The following is a 21449-nucleotide window of genomic DNA, read 5'->3' as shown; positions in this document are numbered from 1 at the left end:
TTACTTGTTGATAACCTTTTGACCACGGTAGTAACCTTCAGCAGTTACATTGTGGCGTAGGTGAGTTTCACCAGAAGTCGCGTCTACAGATAGAGCAGCTGTAGTTAGCGCATCGTGTGAACGACGCATACCGCGCTTAGAACGAGTTTTACGGTTTTTCTGTACGGCCATTGACCCTACTCCTATACTATTGGGTTAAAAACCTGAAGAAGAATCGGCTACCACACCTATTACTTTTTCAGACTTTTCAAAACGTCGAATGGATTCGGTTTTTCTTCCTCAATTTCTTCAGGAATCTCACCAAAAACCATGTTATTTGAATCAACGCTACAATCCGCTTCATCGTGCATCGCAATTTGAGGTAATGCTAAGATGAACTCGTCTTCAACAAGTTGTATGAGGTCTAATTCACCATATTCATTTAGATCTACCAAATCATAAATTTCTGGTGCTTCCTGTTCTGTTTTCTCACCGTAGTAAGGAGTAGAAAGGAATTCAACTTCGCACTCATGTGCGAATACCTCATTACAACGCTGACACTCTAAATCGACTTCGATGTTAGCTTTACCAGAGATAACAACGAGTCGCTGTTCATCCATCCCAAATGACAATGAGACTTCTGCGTCGCGTTTTACGCCTTCAGTTGTTTCCACTAAGCGCTTGAAAAGACTAGCTTGGATGATGCCATCGTAATCCAATCGTTTCTGTGCAGCTTTAGCTGGGTCAACCGTTCGCGGTATTTTTACCTTTTGCATAGGGCGCGAATATTATCTTCCAAATCAAAATTAGTCAAAGAAAAAGGCAAAAAAGTTGTACTTTTTTACGCTTAACATACAGAGCATTAGCCAGAATCATTTTTGATCGATTATCCTATTGGAAATGCTCCCACGAATTGTAATTCAAAATGAAAAATTACCAACTGGTTTTAGCCTCAACTTCCCCTTTTCGTAAACAACTGCTTGAAAAGCTCTCACTACCATTCGTTTGTTTACCACCTGATTGCGATGAAACACCTTTTGACCAAGAAACGCCAACTGAACTTGTGCAGAGACTGGCCCAAGAGAAAGCAATATCTTGCCAGACGGATAAAGCAAGTTTAGTTATCGGCAGTGACCAAGTTTGTGTCATTAATGGTGAAATCGTTGGCAAGCCTTTAAATAGAGATAACGCGATAAATCAACTTTTGGCTCAAAGTGGAAAAGTCATCACTTTCTATACTGGTCTTGCGGTACATAACACCGTCACAAACCATACAGAAGTCGGCTTTGATTCTTTCGAGGTGCACTTTAGAGATTTAACGCTTGAACAAATCGAACGCTACGTCGACAGGGAAGAACCTTTTTACTGCGCAGGCAGCTTTAAAAGCGAAGGCATGGGAATTTGTTTGTTTACGAAATTAGTTGGTAAAGACCCGAACACACTTGTCGGACTACCATTGATTGATTTGATTGATATGTTGCATGTTCAAGGACTCGATGTCCTTTAACCCAAATACGATAAAAGGGAGCCACAGGCTCCCTTTTGCATCCGCGAGGAAAACATGGTTACGCGTTTCTTAAACCCGCCAACACTTTTTCTAGTTTCGGTTCCATCGGTGCGTTGATTTCCATCCACTCATCATTTGATGGGTGTTGGAACTTGATGTTTGCCGCGTGTAGGAACAAACGATCTAAACCAACTTGACCTGTATAAGCATCAAAGCGACGATCACCGTAGCGATCATCCCAAGCGATTGGGTGACCAGTGTATTGCGTATGAACTCGGATTTGGTGAGTTCGACCAGTAATCGGACTCGCCTGAATCAATGTAGCTTGTTCGAACTTTTCCAAAATCTTAAAACGCGTTTCTGACGGCTTACCATTAGGGTTAACACGAACAATACTGTTCACTTCGTTTTTGAGCAGTGGCGCGTTCACAACCTTACAACTGCTTTTCCATTGCCCCATGACAAGAGCTAAGTAAAACTTCTTTACTGTCTTTTCACGAAACTGGGCTTGCAAGTGACGAAGTGCAGAACGCTTCTTAGCAACCAGCAAAATCCCTGAAGTATCACGGTCAATACGATGCACAAGTTCAAGAAAGCGAGCTTGAGGTCGCAGAGCCCTAAGCGCTTCAATCGCACCAAACTTTAAACCACTGCCACCATGCACAGCGGTGCCAGATGGTTTGTTTAGAATCAACATATGATCATCTTCGAAGATAATCATATTTTCCAACTCAGCGACTTTGTTAAGTTTCGTACTTGGTGCGACATCGTCATCTTTTTTCTCGACGGTAACCGGTGGAATACGAACGAGATCGCCTGCTTTTAACTTGTACTCTGCTTTTATACGCTTTTTATTTACGCGCACTTCGCCCTTACGCACAATTCTGTAAATCATGCTTTTAGGAATGTCTTTTAATTGGTTGCGCAAAAAATTATCAATGCGCTGACCCGCCATATCTTCGTCAATGTCGACGAACTGGACTTTTGTTCTTATTTCGTTCATGAGCCGTATTGTAAACTCAATTTCGTGCGACTTCACATTATTCTTGTCGTAAAAGAAACACTCGGTGGCACATACTGGTCTAAATTTCGCCAAGCTTTTGTTTAAATTATTAAAACTCTCAATCAAGTTCTCAATTTGTTTTCTGTCTTGAACAGTTTGCACATCTCAATTGCTTATGAAACAGCCAGTTATAAAATAGAAATTTTGAGTTTAGCGGCAAATTTTCTATCGTTTGCGTGAAAGCAGATTGCTGATAGCCACGCGCACTGCTATAGTTCACAGCTGCTAAGGAAGGTTTGGTTACATTTTATTCATTACCAATCATTTATCCTCAAGCAATGTGAGTAGATCGTTGAAGGTCGAGTGCAGCATTGGCGTGAGACACATCGAATTCAACACTCTTGCCACCCTACTCCTCGCATATTCACGTTGAGTACCTACCGCCCAAATAGCGGGTCACAAGTCTACGTTTCCAACAGAAACCACAAGAGGCTTGTGATGACTGAAGTGCCCGAGAGCATCCCCTTCCAGCCGGGAGGCTGCAAAATACAAGCCATGGGATCAGGCACCGTGAAAGAGCGAAAAAACAGTGGCAAGTCGACAAGAAAGATATAAAAGAAAAGACAACGAGAATTTTCAATGAAAAGAATGTTAATTAACGCAACTCAAAAAGAAGAGTTGCGTGTCGCTCTGGTTGATGGCCAGCGACTTTTCGATCTTGATATCGAGAGTCCAGGTCATGAATCTAAAAAAGCGAATATCTACAAAGGACGTATCACACGTATCGAACCAAGCTTAGAAGCCGCATTTGTTGATTACGGCGCCGAGCGTCACGGTTTCCTCCCTCTCAAAGAAATTGCCCGCGAATATTTCCCTGAAGGTTACACCTACCAAGGTCGTCCAAGCATCAAAGAAGTGCTAACGGAAGGCCAAGAAGTTATCGTTCAAGTGGAAAAAGAAGAACGTGGAAGCAAGGGCGCAGCTCTTACTACTTTCATTTCTCTTGCTGGTAGTTACCTTGTTCTGATGCCTAACAACCCTCGTGCTGGCGGTATTTCTCGTCGAATCGAAGGTGACGAGCGTACTCAACTAAAAGCCGCATTAAGTACTTTGGAACTGCCTCAGGGCATGGGCCTAATCGTACGTACTGCTGGCGTTGGCAAGAGTGCTGAAGAGCTTGAGTGGGATTTGAATGTACTACTTAACCACTGGGGTGCAATCAAAGGTGCAGCGGACTCTAACCCTGCTCCATTCTTAATCCACCAAGAAAGTAACGTTATCGTTCGTGCAATCCGTGACTATTTGCGTCGTGATATTGGCGAAATCTTAATTGATAGCAACACCATCTACGAACGTGCAAAAGAGCACATTCAATTGGTGCGCCCTGATTTCCTTAACCGCGTTAAGAAATATGAAGGCGAAGTTCCACTATTCAGCCACTACCAAATCGAAAGCCAAATTGAATCGGCTTTCCAACGTGAAGTGCGTCTGCCATCTGGCGGTTCTATTGTTATTGACCCGACTGAAGCACTAACGTCTATCGATATCAACTCTGCTCGTGCAACCAAGGGCGGTGATATTGAAGAAACAGCCCTAAACACGAACCTAGAAGCAGCCGACGAAATTGCTCGCCAGTTACGTCTACGTGACTTGGGTGGCTTAGTGGTTATCGACTTTATCGATATGACACCTGTTCGCCACCAACGAGAAGTAGAAAACCGTCTACGTGAAGCCGTTCGTCTTGATCGCGCTCGTGTACAAATCGGTCGTATTTCTCGCTTTGGTTTGTTGGAGATGTCACGTCAACGTTTAAGCCCTTCTCTAGCAGAAGCAAGCCACCACATCTGTCCTCGCTGTAGCGGTACTGGAGTCGTTCGCGACAACGAATCTCTAGCACTTTCTGTACTTCGTTTAATCGAAGAGGAAGCACTGAAAGACAATACAGCGCAAGTTCTCGCAGTTGTACCTGTGCCAATCGCTTCTTACTTGTTGAACGAAAAACGTCGTTCAGTTAACCATATCGAACGCATTCAAGAAGTGAAGATTACGGTTGTTCCAAACTCTGACATGGAAACGCCGCACTTCGAAGTTATCCGTGTTCGTGAAGGTGAAGAGTTCGATCTGATTTCTTACCTACTTCCTAAAAAACTGGAAGCAATGAAAGAAGCGGAAGGTAAAGAGCCAGCGGAAGTTGACGTAAAACCAAAACGAATTGAAGAGCCAGTTCTTAAAGGCTTTGCGGCTCCGTCTCAAACCGCACCTGCACCAACAGCTAAACCAGCTCCTGAGGCGAAGAAGAAAGAACAAAACGTTGAACAAGAAGAGAAACCTGGATTGTTCAGCCGTCTGTTTAAAGCACTTGGTAGCTTCCTATTCGGTGGTTCTGAAGAAACAAAAGAAGAACAGAAACCTCAGGAAGAGAAAAAACCAAATCGCGATAATCGACGTAACAAACGTGATCGTAACGATCGTCGTCGCAATAACAACCAGCGCGATAATCGTGATAACCGCGACAATCGCGATAACCGACGTCGTCGTAAGCCTCGTGATGAGCAGGCTAATGAGCAAAACGAAGCTCAACAACAAACAAATAAACCGCAAAACCGTAACCAAAAGCGTAAACCTAAAGCTCAACAGGCAGATAAAGCCCAAGAGCAGAAAGCAAACGCAAAAGTAGCGGAAAAAGGTCTGCAGCTAGCAGCGGAAGCTCGTACTGAAACAAAACCAGAAGAGAGCAAACCGAAGCAGCAAAATGCGAAAGCAGAAAAAGTGAAAGAGCGCCGCCAACGTCGCAAATTGAACAAGTCTGTACGCGTTAAGGACCAAGAAGCTATTGAGAAGAAAGCCGAAGAAACAGCGGTTAAGACTCAAGAAACGGTTGAAGCTAAAGTTGAAAAGCCAACAGAAGCAGCGGTAGAGGCACAGCAAGACAACAAGCAAGCAGAGTCTAAGCAACGTCGTAATCGTCGTTCGCCACGTCACCTGCGTGCAAGCGGCCAGCGTCGTCGCCGTGGCCGTGATCGCCGCCCTAACCCGTTCCGCCTACGTAAGGGAGGTGTCGCTTCTCCTGAAATGGCTATGGGTAAAGTAATGCCACGTTACATTCCGAAACCAGCACCTAAGAAGGAAGAGCGAGTTAAGGAAGAAGCTGTAGCAGCAGTACCTACAATCCAAGGTGGCTTTGCGTGTCCAGAAATGGCAATGGGTAAAGTGATTATTCGTCGCGAGCAGCCTGTCGTAACAGATGCGCCAGTTGTTGAACACAAGGTTCAAGAAACCGTTGAAGCGAAAGTGGAAGCTCCAGTAGTAGAAGCACCCGTTGTGGAAGCACCTGCTGTGGAAACAGTAATCACAGAAAAAGCTGAATCAGCAGTAATAGAAACAGCATCGGTAGAGCCTATCGTTGAAACTCCTGTAACTGAACATGCTGAACCGGTTGATGCCATTGTAGAAACGGCACCTGCTGAAGAGCCTGTGGTTGAAGCAGCAAAAGAGATTGCAGCCGAAGCGCCAGTAGCTAAATCAGAGCCTAAAGTCGAAGCCATTAAAGTTGCGGCTAAGCTAAACGCTAGCGCACCGATGACGAAAGCACCTGGCCCTCAAGAGCTACGCGAAATCACGGTTGCAGCAGCACCGTTCAAAACCGAACGTTACCAAGCTAAAGGTGCGGGTAGCCAAGTGGCTAAAAACCGCGCATCAGCAGAGATGACAAAGCCTAACTTTAACTAGGCTAAATCATTACGTTCAACTGCTTAACGGCATAAATAAATTAAAGGCTACCATCTGGTAGCCTTTTTTATCTTCATATTTGCCCAATAAATTGTTCATATAAATACCAATTCGTGATCACATTTGTACGCCATTATTCGTATCATTCTTGAACTTAATCACACTTTTCGGTAGCATGCGCCGACTCAAGTTTTCGACACCATTCTGATGCTGCTCTTTTAATACTACGGTTTACACTGCAATGTTTGATTAGAAATCAACCACTCAGTGGCTTGTGCAAATACGAATATGTGTCGGGTTTAACTCATTGCAAAGAGAACTTAAAAACAAACATGTTCGAATTTCCCCAATTTTCTAAGCACTCCGTAAAAAATGATGTGCTATCAGGCTTAACCGTTGCGCTAGCATTGGTTCCTGAAGCTGTCGCATTTGCGTTCGTCGCAGGCGTAGATCCGATGGTCGGTCTTTACGCTGCATTCATCGTTGGTCTTATTACTTCCATTTTCGGTGGTCGTCCTGGCATGATCTCTGGTGCAACAGGTGCCATGGCAGTCGTAATGGTTTCGCTTGTCGCGACTCACGGTGTCCAGTACCTATTCGCAGCCATCATGCTCGCTGGTATTCTTCAAATTGCCGCTGGTATGTTTAAATTGGGTAAGTTCATCCGTATCGTACCTCACCCTGTGATGATCGGTTTTGTGAACGGTCTGGCTATTGTTATCTTCCTAGCTCAGTTGGGTCAGTTTAAAGCGCCAGACATCAACGGCATGCTCACTTGGCTACCACAAGACCAGATGCTGCTAATGCTTGGTTTGGTTGCGCTGACTATGGCAATCATTCACTTTCTACCAAAAATCACAACAGCTGTACCCTCTTCACTTGTTGCGATCGTAACGGTGACGGCTTTAGTGGTTGGCTTGGATCTGGAAACTCGAACTGTTGTTGACTTCCTGCGTACAATGTCTGGTGATGAAGCTGCAACACTCGCAGGTTCACTACCAACCTTCTCTATTCCTGCGGTACCATTTACACTAGAGACACTACAAATCATTCTTCCATACGCGATCATTCTCGCGGCCATTGGTCTAATTGAATCTCTACTAACACTGACAGTTTTAGATGAGATGACGAATACTCGTGGTCAATCTAACCGCGAATGTATCGGTCAAGGTATGGCAAACATGACGTGTTCTGTGTTTGGCGCGATGGGTGGTTGTGCGATGATTGGTCAGTCGATGATCAACGTAAACTCAGGTGGTCGTGGTCGTCTATCTGGTATCGTTGCGGCTATCGCTCTATTGATGTTTATCTTATTCGCTTCTTCGCTAATTGAAATGATCCCACTCGCTGCTCTGGTTGGTGTGATGTTCATGGTTGTCATTGGTACATTCGAATGGGCAACATTTAAGCTAGCACGCCGCGTACCGAAGCAAGACTTCTTCGTTATTGTTCTTGTGACCGTTGTTACTGTTCTTACTGACCTTGCTGTTGCCGTAGCGGTTGGTGTTATCGTTTCTGCATTAATGTTTGCATGGCAACACGCTAAGCACATCTATGCCGACACGTGCTTAAACGAGGAAGGTTCAAAAGAGTACAAGATTCACGGCCCTATTTTCTTTGGCTCTGCGGCTAACTTCCTGGAGTTGTTTAACGCGCCTGAAGATCCAAAAGATGTGATTGTCGATTTTGCAGACTCTCGCGTGACAGATCACTCTGCAATTGAAGCCATTGAAACACTGGCTGAGCGTTACAATGCTCAAGGTAAAACGCTGCACCTTCGTCACCTAAGCCCAGATTGTCGTAAACTTTTGGACAAAGCTGGCAGCTTGGTTGAAATTAACGTGAAGGAAGACCCAAGCTACAAAGTCGCAACCGACATACTAGCGGGTTAACACGAATAAAAAGGGATGAGCTGAGCTCATCCCTTTTTCTATTGTCTTCAAGCACGGCGATTATAGCTTCTTCAAAATTGCGTCTGATGCCTCTTCGATTAAATCAAGCACCAGTTCAAAGCCATCTTCCCCACCATAATATGGGTCCGGGACTTCGTCGTAACTTGACTCAGAATGACTTAAAAATAACGATACTTTGTGTCGATACTTCAACGGACAAATATCCAATAAATCGGCCAAATTTGCTTTATCTGCGGCTAATATAAGGTCAAACTTTTCAAAGTCATCAATGGTGACTTGGCGCGCTTGCATTCCTTTAAAAGAATAACCTCGCTGCTTTCCTGCTGCCATCGCTCTTGAATCCGGTCGGTTTCCTGCGTGGTAGCCAATTGTACCTGCCGAATCAACCTCTACTTCAACGCCTAGCTTTTGAGCTTTCGCTCTTAACACTGCCTCTCCAGTTGGTGACCGACAAATGTTTCCCATACAAACAACAAGTATTTTCTTCATTTTATTCCCTGAATTATCGGTGGTTTTTCTTCACGATATGTTGGTCTATCATAGCGAGATAAATCAATGAACCCAAATTAGCTTGGGCACAGCACGAAAAGGAATTGAGGAAGTATTATGTCTATCGAAGAAAATAAAGAAGCACGCCATAAAGCTCGCCAACAAAAAGTCAAAGAACAGGTAGACGCAAAAATCGCTGCTGCTCAAGAGGAAAAAGGTCTGCTACTGATCATTACCGGAAATGGTAAAGGTAAATCGACATCAGGATTCGGTACGATCGCACGCGCAGTGGGTCATGGTTTGAATTGTGCTGTCGCGCAGTTTATTAAAGGTACTTGGGACAACGGTGAGCGCAACCTACTTGAGAAACTCGGCGTTGAATTCCAAGTAATGGCGACCGGCTTTACATGGGAAACTCAAAACAAAGCCGCTGATACCGAAGCAGCGCAAGGCGTATGGCAAGAATGTAAGCGCATGCTCAAAGATGAATCTATCGATGTGGTTCTTTTTGACGAGCTGACGTACATGGTGAGCTACGGCTACATTGATTTAGACGAGGTCGTTGAAGCGCTGAACAACCGCCCTAAAATGCAGTCGGTTATTATTACTGGGCGTGGCGCACATCGAACCCTGATTGAAATGGCCGATACCGTTTCTGAAGTGAAAAATGTAAAGCACGCATTTGAATCTGGCGTAAAAGCCCTCAAAGGCGTCGATTGGTAACACTCGCAGAGTAATTTAAAAAGGGTTGGCAAAATGCCAACCCTTTTGATTTTCACGCACGGTTAGTTGAAAAGATTCTTCAATAAACCATCGACCGCATCTTTGGTTTTCTCGTCTTTGATTTTGTCCGTTAGCTTCTCCACGCCACGATCGATTTCTTTTTGAGCTTTCTGCTTCAGAACATCATCGAATACGAGCTTGAATTTAGGATCTGCCCACTTACCAGACACATTGATTGGAATCGTGATGTCTTTCAGCTCATCTATATCTTTACCGCCCTGGCCTTCTAGGCTGCCTACAACTGACGTGCTGATAGTAAAGTCGACTGTTTCATTGATGTAGTTTGCGGTACCTTTACCACGAACACGTAACAATGGAGACTGAGCTTGCATATTATCCGTTGATACAACACCTTTGTTGAGTTTCAATGTCGCCGTCATCGCACTGAAGTCTGTTTTCTTAGCTACATTGGTGCCTTCAACTTTTTGCCCTTTAAATTTCGCATAGTTTTCACGAATCAACTGAGCAACGTTGATGCCATTCACCGCACCGTCAGCAAAATTGATAACAACCGTACCAGATAGATTCTTCTTGATACCGGTAGGCGTGAGACTCTTACCTGTAACATTCACATCAATGTTACCTGTCCCTTCAAGTTTGTCGTTTTCAGCAACGTCTATAAGTAGCGGTTGAACTTTCACGCCTTTGATTGACTTTTTAACACTGTAAGTCGCTGGTGATTGGCGTGCATCTAACTTCGCTGTCGCTGAGATTGAGCCTTGGTACAACTTCGAACTAAATGATGTAAGCTCAAACACGCCACGATTCACAGTGAAGCTCGTTTTTACCGCTTCCATCTTCGCATTTGCCGCTTTGAATTTGTCGATGGTAATGTCACCCTTTACATCTAACGTTTTCAACGCAGACAAATCAGGCTCAACCTCAGGTCCGGCAGGAGCACTCTCGCCACCAGAAGCAGGCTTATTACCTTCGGCAGCTTGCTTATCTAACCCTAACAACTCATCAAGATCGATATTGGGGCTATGGAGAGCAAAGCGTACTTTAGGAATATCACCGAGTGTCACATCTGCCTTACCATCTAGGGCGATAGCATTCGCTGTTAACTTCTCTAGAACAAAACTCAGGTGGTTTTTCGTTAGGTCGAAAGACAGATCAGACACCATGTCGACTTTCATCGGGGACTGAGGTAAGGCATCACCCTCAAAAGTCGATTTAAGAGTTAACTTATCCAACTGTACTTTGCTGATAGCCTTGTCCACGCTAAGTTGACCAGCACCCTGCATATCTAACTTCATACCACCAGCGTCACCCTTAATGGCATAAGTCAGGTTATTTACTGTATCGAATTCAAACGTGTCTAAACCGATCGTTGCCGATTCAATCTTATTGGCAGGGTCAGAGTATGTCGCATCAAAGTTGATGTTCTTTAGCGCGTAGTTTGCCAAACCTTTTTCTAGCTTAAAGTCTGCCTGACCTTTCGCGGTGAACTTTTGGTCGTTCATTTCGCCCTTCACGCCAAAATCAGCCGTTGTCCAGTTGTCAAAAGCGAATTCGGAAAGGTTTAATGAAATATCATAAAGTTTGGTGTAACTACCGGCTTGCTTATCCTGCATTTCTAATGAGCCATTAGAAACCGTAACACCAGCAAGATTAATGCTCCAATCAGAGCCAGCAGGCTGCGTTTCACCATTTTGCGTAGGCGCAGTATCGCTCGCTTGCTCTGCTTGTTGTGTTTGGGCTTTCGTCAATGCATCAATATTCTTGCTGCCATCTTTCTTGGTTTCAATGTAGAACTCAGCCCCATCAAGCGTGACGTTTCCAATTTCAAGCTGTTGACTAAAAAGTGGCATGACAGAGATATCTACACCAACGGTATCAACTTTGAATAAATTGGGTTTACTAAAGCCTTGTGGGTTTCGCAACTCTGTATGTCCCAACTCAAAGCCAATCGATGGGAAAAATTGCCAACTGATATCCCCTTCAATCACCAACTCTAATCCCGTTTGCTTTTGCGCTTGCTCAACAATAAGGGGTTTAAACTGATTCGGATTGACGAAGATGGTTAACGCTAAAATTGCGACCAAAATGACCACAATCGGTATTGCTAGAATTAAGAGCAGTTTCTTCATTTGTTTTTCCTTGCTCGAGTGTTTTTACAATTATAAGCGCAGACTCCATTTACCGCTGACAGTTCCACAAAAGCGTGAAAAGTGTCTGGTTTTAACCTGCAACTGACTAATTTAAAAACAAAAAAAGAAGTGGCACTTAAGGTGCCACTTCTTCTCGTAAAAATAAAGCGATATAGCCGTCTATAGGCTTAAGCTTTCAAAAGTCTTGCAATGTGAGCTTTTAATACATCAATTGCGATACGGTTTTTACCACCGCGAGGAACAATAATGTCCGCATATTGCTTAGAAGGTTCGATAAACTGCATGAACATCGGACGTACTGTTTGTTGGTATTGCTTAAGAACAGACTCCATAGTTCGGCCTCGTTCTTCCACATCACGCTTAACACGGCGAAGCAAGCAAATATCTAACGGTGTGTCCATAAATACTGTCGCATGCATCAAATCACGAAGACGAGGGTCTGTAAGAAGAAGGATACCTTCTAGAATGATCACCTTTTTAGGTGTCATTGTGGTGGTGTTAATTGTTCTTGTGTGCTCAGTGTAGCTGTACTCAGGCACTTCTACTGCTTCACCACGTACCAATTTTTCTAGGTGCTCACACAGTAGGTCGTGGTCCAACGCACTCGGGTGATCGTAGTTCGTCTTTACTCGCTCTTCCATGCTTAGGTGGCTTTGGTCGTTGTAGTAGCAATCTTCCGTGATGACACCGATTTGATGATCGCCTACTTTCGCGCGAAGCTCATTATAAATAGTGCTCGCGATCAGACTTTTTCCAGAAGCAGAAGCGCCAGCAATACCTACGATGACGCATTGATTATTATCAGACATTAGTTTGCACCCGATGATGATTTCTTGTCACATAAAAAGATAAACTGCCTGATTATAGGGAGTTCACCCCATAGTTACTAGTTGGAATTAGGGTTTAGTCATAAGTTTCTGCCTGCTCAGAGGATTAACCTCCGAGCAAACGTTAAAATGTGCAATTATCAACCAACAGGCATAGTAAACTTAGTTCACCATTGTAAAGCTAATCGCATCTGGTTTTGCTTTGCCTTGCCAAAACATCGTGCTACATACGCGATCGGCAAGTTGCTTATAATACCCTGCATGCTCACTTTCTGGGCGTCTTGCTACCGTTGGCACGCCAGCGTCAATATCTTCTCGCATAGAGATATGAAGCGGAACTTGTCCTAACAATGCTAAGCCAAATTCTTGCGACATTTTTTCAGCTCCGCCCATACCAAAAATATGCTCTTTCGCGCCACATTGACTACAAATGTGATAACTCATGTTTTCCACAACACCAATAACCGGGACATGGACTTTGTTAAACATTGCCGCTCCCTTCCTTGCATCGGCAAGGGCTAAATCTTGCGGCGTTGTGACTAGCACGCTACCTGTTACCGGAATTTGTTGTGACAGAGTCAATTGAATATCCCCCGTACCTGGCGGCATATCAATCACCAAATAATCCAAATCTGGCCAATCTGTTTCAGTTAATAACTGCGACAATGCTTTTGAAGCCATTGGACCGCGCCATATCGCCGCTTCTGATTTATCCACCAAATAACCGATAGAATGAGTATAGATGCCGTGAGCAAAAATGGGTTCCATCCACTTGCCATCACGAACTTCTGGTTTAGCATCTTCTTGCCCCAACATCATAGGTACAGACGGACCATAGATATCTGCATCCAACAATCCCACTTTCGCCCCAGATTGAGCAATCGCCAACGCTAAGTTAACTGCGGTAGTAGATTTACCAACGCCACCTTTCGCAGAACTGACGGCAATGATGTTCTTAACACCCTTAACCGAGTTAGCCACTTGAGTTTCTAAAGCTTTAACTCCAAGGCGAATATTAAATGGGAATTCAGCCACTTTACCCGAGGCTTGCTGCTGTTTGATCCAGTCATGCAGTACGGTTTGAAGCTCATTACTTGCGAATGGCAACGTTATATCAATAGAACCCTGTGTCGTAATCGAAATTGCGCCATGAATATCTGCCCAGTTTTCCACCAAATGTAGATGTTGGAATTGGTTAAACCAGTGACAAAAATCTTGTTTTGAAGTGAACTGATGCATAAGCCCTCCTTTTAGATGTCATGCTACCACCGTCCAGGCTCAACCAGAACCCCAAAAAAACTAAGGCATTCCGCAGTTTGACACCTTGGAGTTAGTCAGTTCATGGGGTAGTATTATCCATCAAAATTTATTTATACCTATCAAGAAAAGCGAATATTAAGTATGGCAAACGATCCAAAAAACTTTCCGTCAAGGAAAATGCTGGTAACTTGTGCCCTTCCGTACGCTAACGGTTCGATCCACCTTGGTCATATGCTTGAGCATATCCAAGCGGACATTTGGGTTCGTTACCAACGCCTACGCGGCAACACTGTAAACTTCATCTGTGCTGACGATGCTCACGGCACGCCAATCATGCTTAAAGCGCAACAGATGGGTATTACTCCTGAAGAAATGATTGCCGCAGTTAGCGAAGAGCACCAAAAAGACTTCGCTGGATTTGATATCAGCTTTGATAACTACCACAGCACACACTCAGATGAGAACCGTGAGCTAGCGTCACACATTTATCTTGAGTTGAAGAAAAATGGCTTTATCTCTAGCCGCACTATCTCTCAGCTGTTCGATCCAGAAAAAGAGATGTTCTTACCGGACCGTTTCGTAAAAGGTACCTGTCCAAAATGTAAGTCTGAAGACCAGTACGGTGACAACTGTGACAACTGTGGTGAGACTTACAGCCCAACAGAACTGATCAATCCTAAATCTGCGGTTTCTGGTGCGACGCCAGTAATGAAAGATTCAGAGCACTTCTTCTTCGACCTGCCTCAGTTTGAAAGCATGCTAAAAGAGTGGACTCGCTCTGGCTCGCTACAAGCTGAAACAGCGAACAAAATGCAAGAATGGTTCGAATCTGGTTTGCAGCAATGGGATATCTCACGTGACGCACCATACTTTGGCTTCGAGATCCCTGGTGAGAAAAACAAATTCTTCTACGTGTGGCTAGACGCGCCTATCGGCTACATGGGCTCTTTCAAAAATCTATGTGACAAGCGCGACGACCTAGATTTCGACGAGTATTGGAAAAAAGACAGCTCAGCAGAGCTGTACCACTTCATCGGTAAAGACATCGTTTACTTCCACAGCCTATTTTGGCCAGCAATGCTAGAAGGTTCTGGCTTCCGCAAGCCTAACAACGTATTCGTACACGGTTACGTAACCGTAAACGGCGCGAAAATGTCGAAGTCTAAAGGTACGTTCGTAAAAGCAAGCACTTACCTAGAGCACCTAGACCCTGAGTGTCTACGTTACTACTACGCTGCGAAGCTAAACAGCCGTATCGATGATCTAGATCTTAACCTTGAAGACTTCACTCAGCGCGTAAACGCTGACGTTGTTAACAAGATCGTTAACCTGGCATCTCGTAACGCAGGTTTCATCGCGAAACGTTTTGAAGGCAAACTGTCTGACAACTTTGCAGAGCCTGAACTTTACAACGAATTTGTTGCTGCTGCTGACCGTATCGCTGAGCTTTACGAAACGCGTGAGTTTGGTCGTGCAATCCGTGAAATCACGGCATTGGCAGACAAAGCTAACCAATACGTTGATGAAAAAGCACCGTGGGTTGTAGCAAAAGAAGAAGGCAAAGATCAGGAACTACAAGACATCTGTTCTGTCGGTATCAACCTGTTCCGCGTACTGATGACTTACCTGAAACCAGTAATGCCATCGCTAGCTGCGCGTACTGAAGCGTTCCTAAACCAAGAGCTAACTTGGGAAAACATCGCTGCTCCACTAACAGGCCACGAGATCACTAAGTTCAAAGCACTGTTCAACCGTATCGATCCGAAGAATGTTGCAGCGATGATCGAAGCGTCTAAAGAAGATGCGGCGGCAGAAATGGCGGCGAAAGAGAAAGCTGAAGCGGAAAAGAACAAGGCTAGCCAAACCGAGCTAGACAAAGAACCAATCGCTGAAGAGATTGAGTTCGATGCTTTTGCTGCAGTAGATATGCGTATCGCTCGTATCATCTCTTGTGAAGAAGTACCAAAAGCCAACAAACTGCTTAAGTTCCAATTGGACATCGGTGGTGAAACTCGTCAGGTATTCTCTGGCATCAAGTCAGCTTACAAACCTGAAGAGCTAGAAGGCAAGCTAACGGTAATGGTAGCAAACCTAAAACCTCGTAAGATGAAGTTTGGTATGTCTGAAGGTATGATCCTAGCGGCAGGCCCTGGTGGTAGCGACCTGTGGATCCTTGAGCCACACGAAGGCGCTCAACCTGGCATGCGCGTAATGTAAGTTGTAGCTTTACAATCAAATTTAAAAAGTCCTCGCCAGTTCAGCGGGGACTTTTTTTGACTGAATTCACACTTTTGGGGAGTTTGTGCACCAAACTTGTACAGCACCTCTCCCATCACAATCCTAAATTACTGTTTTAATAGAATTTAATTAGTGGCATCAAAACTGCAATCTTCCTTGTTAGGTCCAAACACTAACAAGGAGTTGGTTATGTTTGTTTTGATTTCCACACTATTGTCCATCGCTATTTTAGCCGGAATATATCACTTATCTTCTAAACGAGAGCAGCAACATGCGCGCAAATATCAGCTGTTAACATTGTTGCGAGATGTTGTTCACCTTCTGAGACACCACCGAGCTGCTACTCACTACTCGCTTCAATTCCAACAAAACGATCAACAAAAATTGGACGCTCTTCATGATGCTCTGACTAACAAGCTGCATCTTTTAGTCGAAACATCACGGTTTGAAAACAAACCCATGTATCGCGTATTACAGATTAAAGTAGGGAAACTACTTGAACAATGGAATGACCATAGTGTTGCAAGAAACCAGATGGAGCATGGTAAGTTAATTCGTCATTGCTTGTTTTTGATGGATGAAGTAACCATCGCATGGCTAGCGGTTGAGCAAAGAGATGACTTGCATAATGAGTATCACATGAACTGGCAAAACATTATGGATAGCTTGGAGACCCTGACTCAGTTACGAATCAGCATTCAAGATTTAGGAGAGCAAGGCGGAAATGAGCGTTTCAAAAATTATGCATCGGTCATGATGCGTAAGCTAAACCAACTAGCGGTTATCGCTCCACTTAGCATTACCTCTCCTGCTTCCACGCGCTCAATACAGACGCTAAATGAATACGTGACAGGGAGTCATGTCGACTTAACAGAAGCAGAGCTTTATGGCATCACATCGGACTTGTCATTGACCATCTTCAATACTTACGACCATGTCCTTTCAGATGTCGTAGAGTCATTATATCTACCGTTACCCAGACTCTCGCTAGCAGGATAAACGTTCCATGCCTTATTATTGGTGCTTGGTTCGTCGCCGACTTATAAATAAAAACAAAAAAACCGCAGGCCTAAGGCACTGCGGTTTTCGCTTATCCAACTTGTCAGCGCTTAACTGTCGTCTTCCGTGAAGTTCGTTGGTAATTGCTTTTTCATTTCGTTCCAGATCAACGCACTTTCCATACCATAATGACGAATCACTACTGGTAGTTGTTCACGCTGGCCACTTTCACAAGTTTCGAGCAATTGATGGTAAAACTTCAGAGCTAGCTCACGAGAAGCTGGATTTGAGAAGTAGTAGCTACCGACACGATCGTAAAGCTTCTTCAAACCATTAAAGATCAAACCGTAAATTTGATTTCCTGAATGGAATGCTAGGCGCTGGAAAAGCATATAATCGTAAAAGTTGAACGTTTTAGCAATCAAGATTTCTTGACGCTTCGCTTCATCTTTCTCGTTATCTTCTTTCACATTCTGCAGAACTTTTTCAGCATACGGCGAAGAAGCGATGAATTCGTCCCAGGAAGCCGCATTCATTAAAGCTTCACAAGATTCGATTACGTTCTTAATTGTACGCTCAGAGCTCTCTTTGTTCGCTTTAAATGCATAGCGCATAAAGATAGGACTGATGTTGGTACGTGCCGCAAGCAGATCTTCTACAATGTTTGTCGCATTATCAACGTCTAGCGTCATTAAAGTATCCAAAATATGCAGACCAGAGGTCTCCATAAATTGGTTAACTTTCGTAGGTTTGCCGTGCTGGATAGTCAGCCATCCATCACGGGCTAGTCGTTGAAGAACCTCTCTTAAAGTCGTTCGAGTAACACCAATCAGTTCGGACAGCTCGCGCTCAGCAGGTAAAATTGAGCCTGGAGGAAAACGGCCGTTCCAAATGCTCTCGATAATATATTTTTCTGCGAATCCCGCAGGGCTTTTCGCCTTTATGACCATTCTACTTTTTATCCAATATTGATTTCTGAGGGTCGATACTACTCATCATACCACTACTTAGCGGTTTGAGAAAATTTACGATCAATAGTGGAAACGACTACATAACATAGAGTTAATACTCTATATGTTGTGTCAATTTAAGAGGCTCTAACATGCGAGCGAAAGCAGTAAAATATGAATTTTCATTTAATTAAACAGCTCACAAATCTCGGAGAAATAAAGACAACCGTGTCACATTTTTATATTCAAAATATGAAAAATTACTTTGTATATCACAGTTAATATTCTTTCTTAATTTGCCTTTTCTCGTCACTGACCGTCATTTAAAATCCAAGAGGATTTTTTTAAGACTTTCATGGTATAGTAACGCTGTTTTGATCGCGTTATTACATTTAAAAAGTCATTTTAGTCGGTAGCATCACGTTTTGTTATTGACTAATAAATGCCTGAGTGTAGAGTTTGCGGTCGAAAGTGAGCGGTGCTTGAGTTCAGGGGAAGTAACTTGGCAAGACTACAATAAACAAAGGATTGTTGTTTTACTAAGTTATTGTTTTTAAAGACTAGTTAATAAGTCTAACAAACAGATACTTAAGCACTATTGTAGTGTCTATTCATAATTTTGTTATAAAGAGAATTATCATGCCGATATCGCTCGGAAACGCTTTTATCAAGAACTTCCTTGGTAAAGCGCCTGATTGGTACAAAGTTGCCATTATAGCCTTCTTAATAATTAACCCGATTGTATTCTTCCTAATAAACCCATTTGTAGCTGGATGGTTGTTGGTCGCTGAATTTATTTTCACGCTAGCAATGGCATTAAAATGCTACCCATTACAACCTGGCGGTTTACTTGCTATTGAAGCCATTGCTATCGGCATGACTAGCCCTGCGCAAGTTAAGCACGAATTAGTAGCAAATATCGAAGTACTGCTACTTCTGGTATTTATGGTTGCGGGCATCTACTTCATGAAGCAGCTATTGCTGTTCATTTTTACCAAAATTTTACTTGGCATTCGCTCTAAAACCCTACTATCACTCGCGTTCTGCTTTGCTGCGGCATTTTTGTCTGCGTTTTTGGATGCCTTGACGGTTATCGCCGTTGTTATCAGCGTGGCGATCGGCTTTTACTCTATCTATCACAAAGTGGCGTCTGGTAACCCTATCGGTGACCATGACCATACACAAGATGACACGATCACTGAACTAACGCGTGATGACCTAGAAAACTATCGTGCCTTTTTGCGCTCTTTGTTGATGCATGCTGGTGTAGGTACTGCCTTAGGTGGCGTAACCACGATGGTTGGTGAACCTCAAAACTTAATTATTGCAGACCAAGCGGGTTGGTTATTTGGTGAATTCCTAATCCGTATGTCTCCAGTGACACTCCCTGTATTTTTCTGTGGTCTCATCACTTGTGCTTTAGTTGAAAAGCTTAAAGTGTTTGGCTACGGCGCGAAGCTTCCTAACAACGTTCGTCAGATCCTCGTCGATTTTGACCGTGAAGAGCGTAAAACGCGAACAAATCAAGATGTCGCAAAACTATGGGTTCAAGGTCTTATTGCGGTTTGGTTGATCGTTGCACTCGCTTTGCACTTAGCGGCTGTCGGCTTAATTGGCCTTTCTGTGATCATTTTAGCGACCGCATTTACTGGTGTCATTGAAGAGCACTCCATGGGGAAAGCGTTTGAAGAGGCCCTGCCCTTCACTGCACTGCTTGCAGTGTTTTTCTCGATCGTTGCTGTAATCATTGACCAAGAGCTGTTTAAACCAGTCATTGATGCGGTGCTTGCCGTTGAAGATAAAGGTACTCAGCTAGCTCTGTTCTATGTGGCGAATGGCTTATTATCTATGGTGTCGGATAACGTGTTCGTTGGTACGGTTTACATCAATGAAGTAAAAACTGCACTCATCGAAGGCCTCATTACTCGTGATCAGTTCGACTTACTGGCGGTGGCAATCAATACTGGTACTAACCTGCCTTCTGTTGCAACGCCAAACGGTCAAGCGGCATTCCTATTCTTACTCACATCGGCTCTCGCTCCATTAATTCGCCTGTCTTACGGTCGAATGGTTATCATGGCGCTGCCTTACACCGTCGTTCTTGCGATTGTCGGTCTGATGGGAATCATGTTCTTCCTAGAGCCTGCAACCGCTTCTTTCTACGAAGCTGGTTGGATTTTACCTCATAGTGGTGATCTGACTCCCGTAGTATCCGGTGGTCACTAAAATTTGAGTTGATTAGGAAACTTATCCACGATAAAAAGCTCTGAGTATTCAGAGCTTTTTCTATTTCAGACAGGAACAAAAACGTGACTATTTTAAATTCACTTAACCAGTTTTCAAAGGGACGTTTATCGTGGCTACTGCTTCTGCTATTCGTCGTTTTCTTTGAAGCATGTGCCCTCTATTTTCAGCACGTCATGATGCTTGCACCATGTGTCATGTGTATTTATGAAAGAGTCGCGATGATGGGAGTGGGCGTCGCTGCAATAGTTGGTATATTGGCACCCAAGAACCCAATTTTCCGCTGGCTAGGTTTGATAGGCTGGGGATTAAGTGCTTACAAGGGTTTGTTACTTGCGATGCAGCACGTGGACTACCAGTTTAATCCATCACCATTCGCGACTTGCGATTTATTCGTCACATTCCCTAGCTGGGCTCCGCTCAATCAGTGGGTTCCTTGGATGTTTGAAGCATATGGTGATTGCTCTAAGGTTGTATGGCAGTTCCTTGATTTATCAATGCCACAATGGTTAGTCGTAATTTTTGCAGGCAATTTAATCGCTTTGGCATTAATTGTAATTGCACAATTCTTCCCTGCAAAACGCGTTAATCCAATTCATTAATCCTACTGACGCGTAAAAATTAACAAAAAGCCGACCATCTGGTCGGCTTTTTGTTAAGTGGATAGCGTGGCAATTCGATTTAGCCGCGTGATTGACCACAGCACTGCTTGAATTTTTTTCCGCTCTCACAAGGACAGGGATCATTGCGCCCGATACCTTTGAATGGGTTTAGGCTTTGAGCTTTATTGCCCACCATCAACTCATCCGCGCCCAACGCGACTTCACCGACCATTAAATCAAGCTGGTCGACTAAATCTGTCAGGGCCGGTGGCGTTTCAATACCTGCGTCACGCATCTGTTGCTGCGTTGCTGGCTCATCGATCGCCAGCATCAAAGTGGTCAGTAATGCTTGCAGCATACGCTGTAATCCATCATTGAGCTCAACGTCTTGCCACTGTTCTTCAATCATTGGCCAAACAGACATAAAGCCTTCGGCAAAATCAGCAAGTTGTTCAGGTTCTTTGCCTGTTAGCTCTAGCACGGAATATTCGTTTCGTTGAATTCGGTTATGCTGCTTGTGAATTTGCTCTTCCACAGCTGGTTGAATCGCTTTGAATCCCTCACCTAATAGCGGCTCTAACCACTTTTCAGGAGCGAGTGGTTTTGTCGTCAGATTCGCAGCTAACACTGCGCCTTCGATAAATTGGCAAGATTCATCAACGTGAACTTCACCTTTTTCAATCAATGTGTATTGCATGGCATCTGGTTTCCCATAAATTTGGCGGCATTATACCTCAGAGCTCAAAAGCACGTAACCTAACGTTGTGTGTTTGACTGCATTGGCCGCTTCGACTCTTTTAATGACAAACTTAACT

The 21449-nt window shown here is 44.0% G+C and carries 17 protein-coding genes; 8 read left to right on the top strand and 9 right to left on the bottom strand.

The window, feature by feature from the left end; all coding sequences use genetic code 11:
- Together rpmF and yceD are read right to left on the bottom strand one after the other, a co-directional pair.
- Positions 1-171, bottom strand: coding sequence for a 50S ribosomal protein L32 (rpmF, locus tag R7P74_RS09795; RefSeq protein ID WP_005396978.1), 171 nt, complete (start codon positions 169-171; stop codon positions 1-3).
- A 59-nt stretch (positions 172-230) separates the two neighbouring features.
- Entirely contained in the window at positions 231-755 is a 525-nt protein-coding gene (gene yceD, locus R7P74_RS09790; RefSeq protein ID WP_005387307.1) for a 23S rRNA accumulation protein YceD, read from the bottom strand.
- Positions 756-904: 149 nt separating this feature from the next.
- Between yceD and R7P74_RS09785 the strand changes: the two genes are divergently transcribed.
- A complete protein-coding gene (locus tag R7P74_RS09785) occupies positions 905-1486 on the top strand; it encodes a Maf family protein (protein ID WP_054729223.1) in 582 nt (193 codons plus the stop codon).
- A gap of 58 nt (positions 1487-1544) precedes the next feature.
- Here the strand turns inward: R7P74_RS09785 and rluC are convergent, their stop codons facing one another.
- The gene (gene rluC / locus R7P74_RS09780; protein ID WP_021033985.1) at positions 1545-2489 is read right to left on the bottom strand and encodes a 23S rRNA pseudouridine(955/2504/2580) synthase RluC; all 945 of its coding nucleotides are present in this window, start codon (positions 2487-2489) and stop codon (positions 1545-1547) included.
- A gap of 639 nt (positions 2490-3128) precedes the next feature.
- Between rluC and rne the strand changes: the two genes are divergently transcribed.
- The gene (rne, locus tag R7P74_RS09775; RefSeq protein WP_318122819.1) at positions 3129-6218 is read left to right on the top strand and encodes a ribonuclease E; all 3090 of its coding nucleotides are present in this window, start codon (positions 3129-3131) and stop codon (positions 6216-6218) included.
- A gap of 332 nt (positions 6219-6550) precedes the next feature.
- Complete coding sequence (locus R7P74_RS09770; RefSeq protein ID WP_005380840.1) at positions 6551-8110, top strand: SulP family inorganic anion transporter; 1560 nt, start codon at positions 6551-6553, stop codon at positions 8108-8110.
- A gap of 60 nt (positions 8111-8170) precedes the next feature.
- On the opposite strand, the gene R7P74_RS09765 is transcribed toward R7P74_RS09770, so the two are convergent.
- A complete protein-coding gene (locus tag R7P74_RS09765; RefSeq protein WP_104979551.1) occupies positions 8171-8620 on the bottom strand; it encodes a low molecular weight protein-tyrosine-phosphatase in 450 nt (149 codons plus the stop codon).
- 117 nt (positions 8621-8737) lie between these two features.
- On the opposite strand from R7P74_RS09765, the gene cobO reads away from it, so the two are divergent.
- Positions 8738-9343 (top strand): cob(I)yrinic acid a,c-diamide adenosyltransferase, encoded by a 606-nt coding sequence (gene cobO, locus R7P74_RS09760; protein WP_104979552.1) that lies wholly within the window; start codon positions 8738-8740, stop codon positions 9341-9343.
- 62 nt (positions 9344-9405) lie between these two features.
- Here the strand turns inward: cobO and R7P74_RS09755 are convergent, their stop codons facing one another.
- The 3 genes from R7P74_RS09755 to apbC form a co-directional block, all read right to left on the bottom strand.
- Entirely contained in the window at positions 9406-11493 is a 2088-nt protein-coding gene (locus R7P74_RS09755) for an AsmA family protein (protein WP_318122818.1), read from the bottom strand.
- A 188-nt stretch (positions 11494-11681) separates the two neighbouring features.
- Positions 11682-12323 (bottom strand): uridine kinase, encoded by a 642-nt coding sequence (gene udk / locus R7P74_RS09750; RefSeq protein ID WP_005380833.1) that lies wholly within the window; start codon positions 12321-12323, stop codon positions 11682-11684.
- Positions 12324-12503: 180 nt separating this feature from the next.
- On the bottom strand, positions 12504-13580 hold the full coding sequence (gene apbC / locus R7P74_RS09745) for an iron-sulfur cluster carrier protein ApbC (RefSeq protein WP_137282267.1): 1077 nt from the start codon (positions 13578-13580) through the stop codon (positions 12504-12506).
- Positions 13581-13742: 162 nt separating this feature from the next.
- Between apbC and metG the strand changes: the two genes are divergently transcribed.
- The gene (gene metG / locus R7P74_RS09740; RefSeq protein WP_213895505.1) at positions 13743-15818 is read left to right on the top strand and encodes a methionine--tRNA ligase; all 2076 of its coding nucleotides are present in this window, start codon (positions 13743-13745) and stop codon (positions 15816-15818) included.
- Positions 15819-16028: 210 nt separating this feature from the next.
- Entirely contained in the window at positions 16029-16838 is an 810-nt protein-coding gene (locus R7P74_RS09735) for a hypothetical protein (protein ID WP_005380827.1), read from the top strand.
- A gap of 110 nt (positions 16839-16948) precedes the next feature.
- On the opposite strand, the gene fadR is transcribed toward R7P74_RS09735, so the two are convergent.
- Positions 16949-17788, bottom strand: coding sequence for a fatty acid metabolism transcriptional regulator FadR (gene fadR, locus R7P74_RS09730; RefSeq protein WP_005380824.1), 840 nt, complete (start codon positions 17786-17788; stop codon positions 16949-16951).
- A gap of 639 nt (positions 17789-18427) precedes the next feature.
- Between fadR and nhaB the strand changes: the two genes are divergently transcribed.
- On the top strand, positions 18428-20014 hold the full coding sequence (nhaB, locus tag R7P74_RS09725) for a Na(+)/H(+) antiporter NhaB (RefSeq protein ID WP_005380822.1): 1587 nt from the start codon (positions 18428-18430) through the stop codon (positions 20012-20014).
- A gap of 83 nt (positions 20015-20097) precedes the next feature.
- On the top strand, positions 20098-20634 hold the full coding sequence (gene dsbB, locus R7P74_RS09720; protein WP_213895504.1) for a disulfide bond formation protein DsbB: 537 nt from the start codon (positions 20098-20100) through the stop codon (positions 20632-20634).
- A gap of 79 nt (positions 20635-20713) precedes the next feature.
- On the opposite strand, the gene R7P74_RS09715 is transcribed toward dsbB, so the two are convergent.
- Positions 20714-21331: a YecA family protein gene (locus R7P74_RS09715; protein ID WP_033905759.1), complete on the bottom strand. Its 618-nt coding sequence runs from the start codon at positions 21329-21331 to the stop codon at positions 20714-20716.
- Positions 21332-21449 lie beyond the last annotated feature (118 nt).

This window comes from Vibrio sp. 2033, assembly GCF_033339735.1.
The sequence above is the reverse complement of the archived record's forward strand: the minus strand, read 5'-3'. Positions and strand labels throughout refer to the sequence as shown.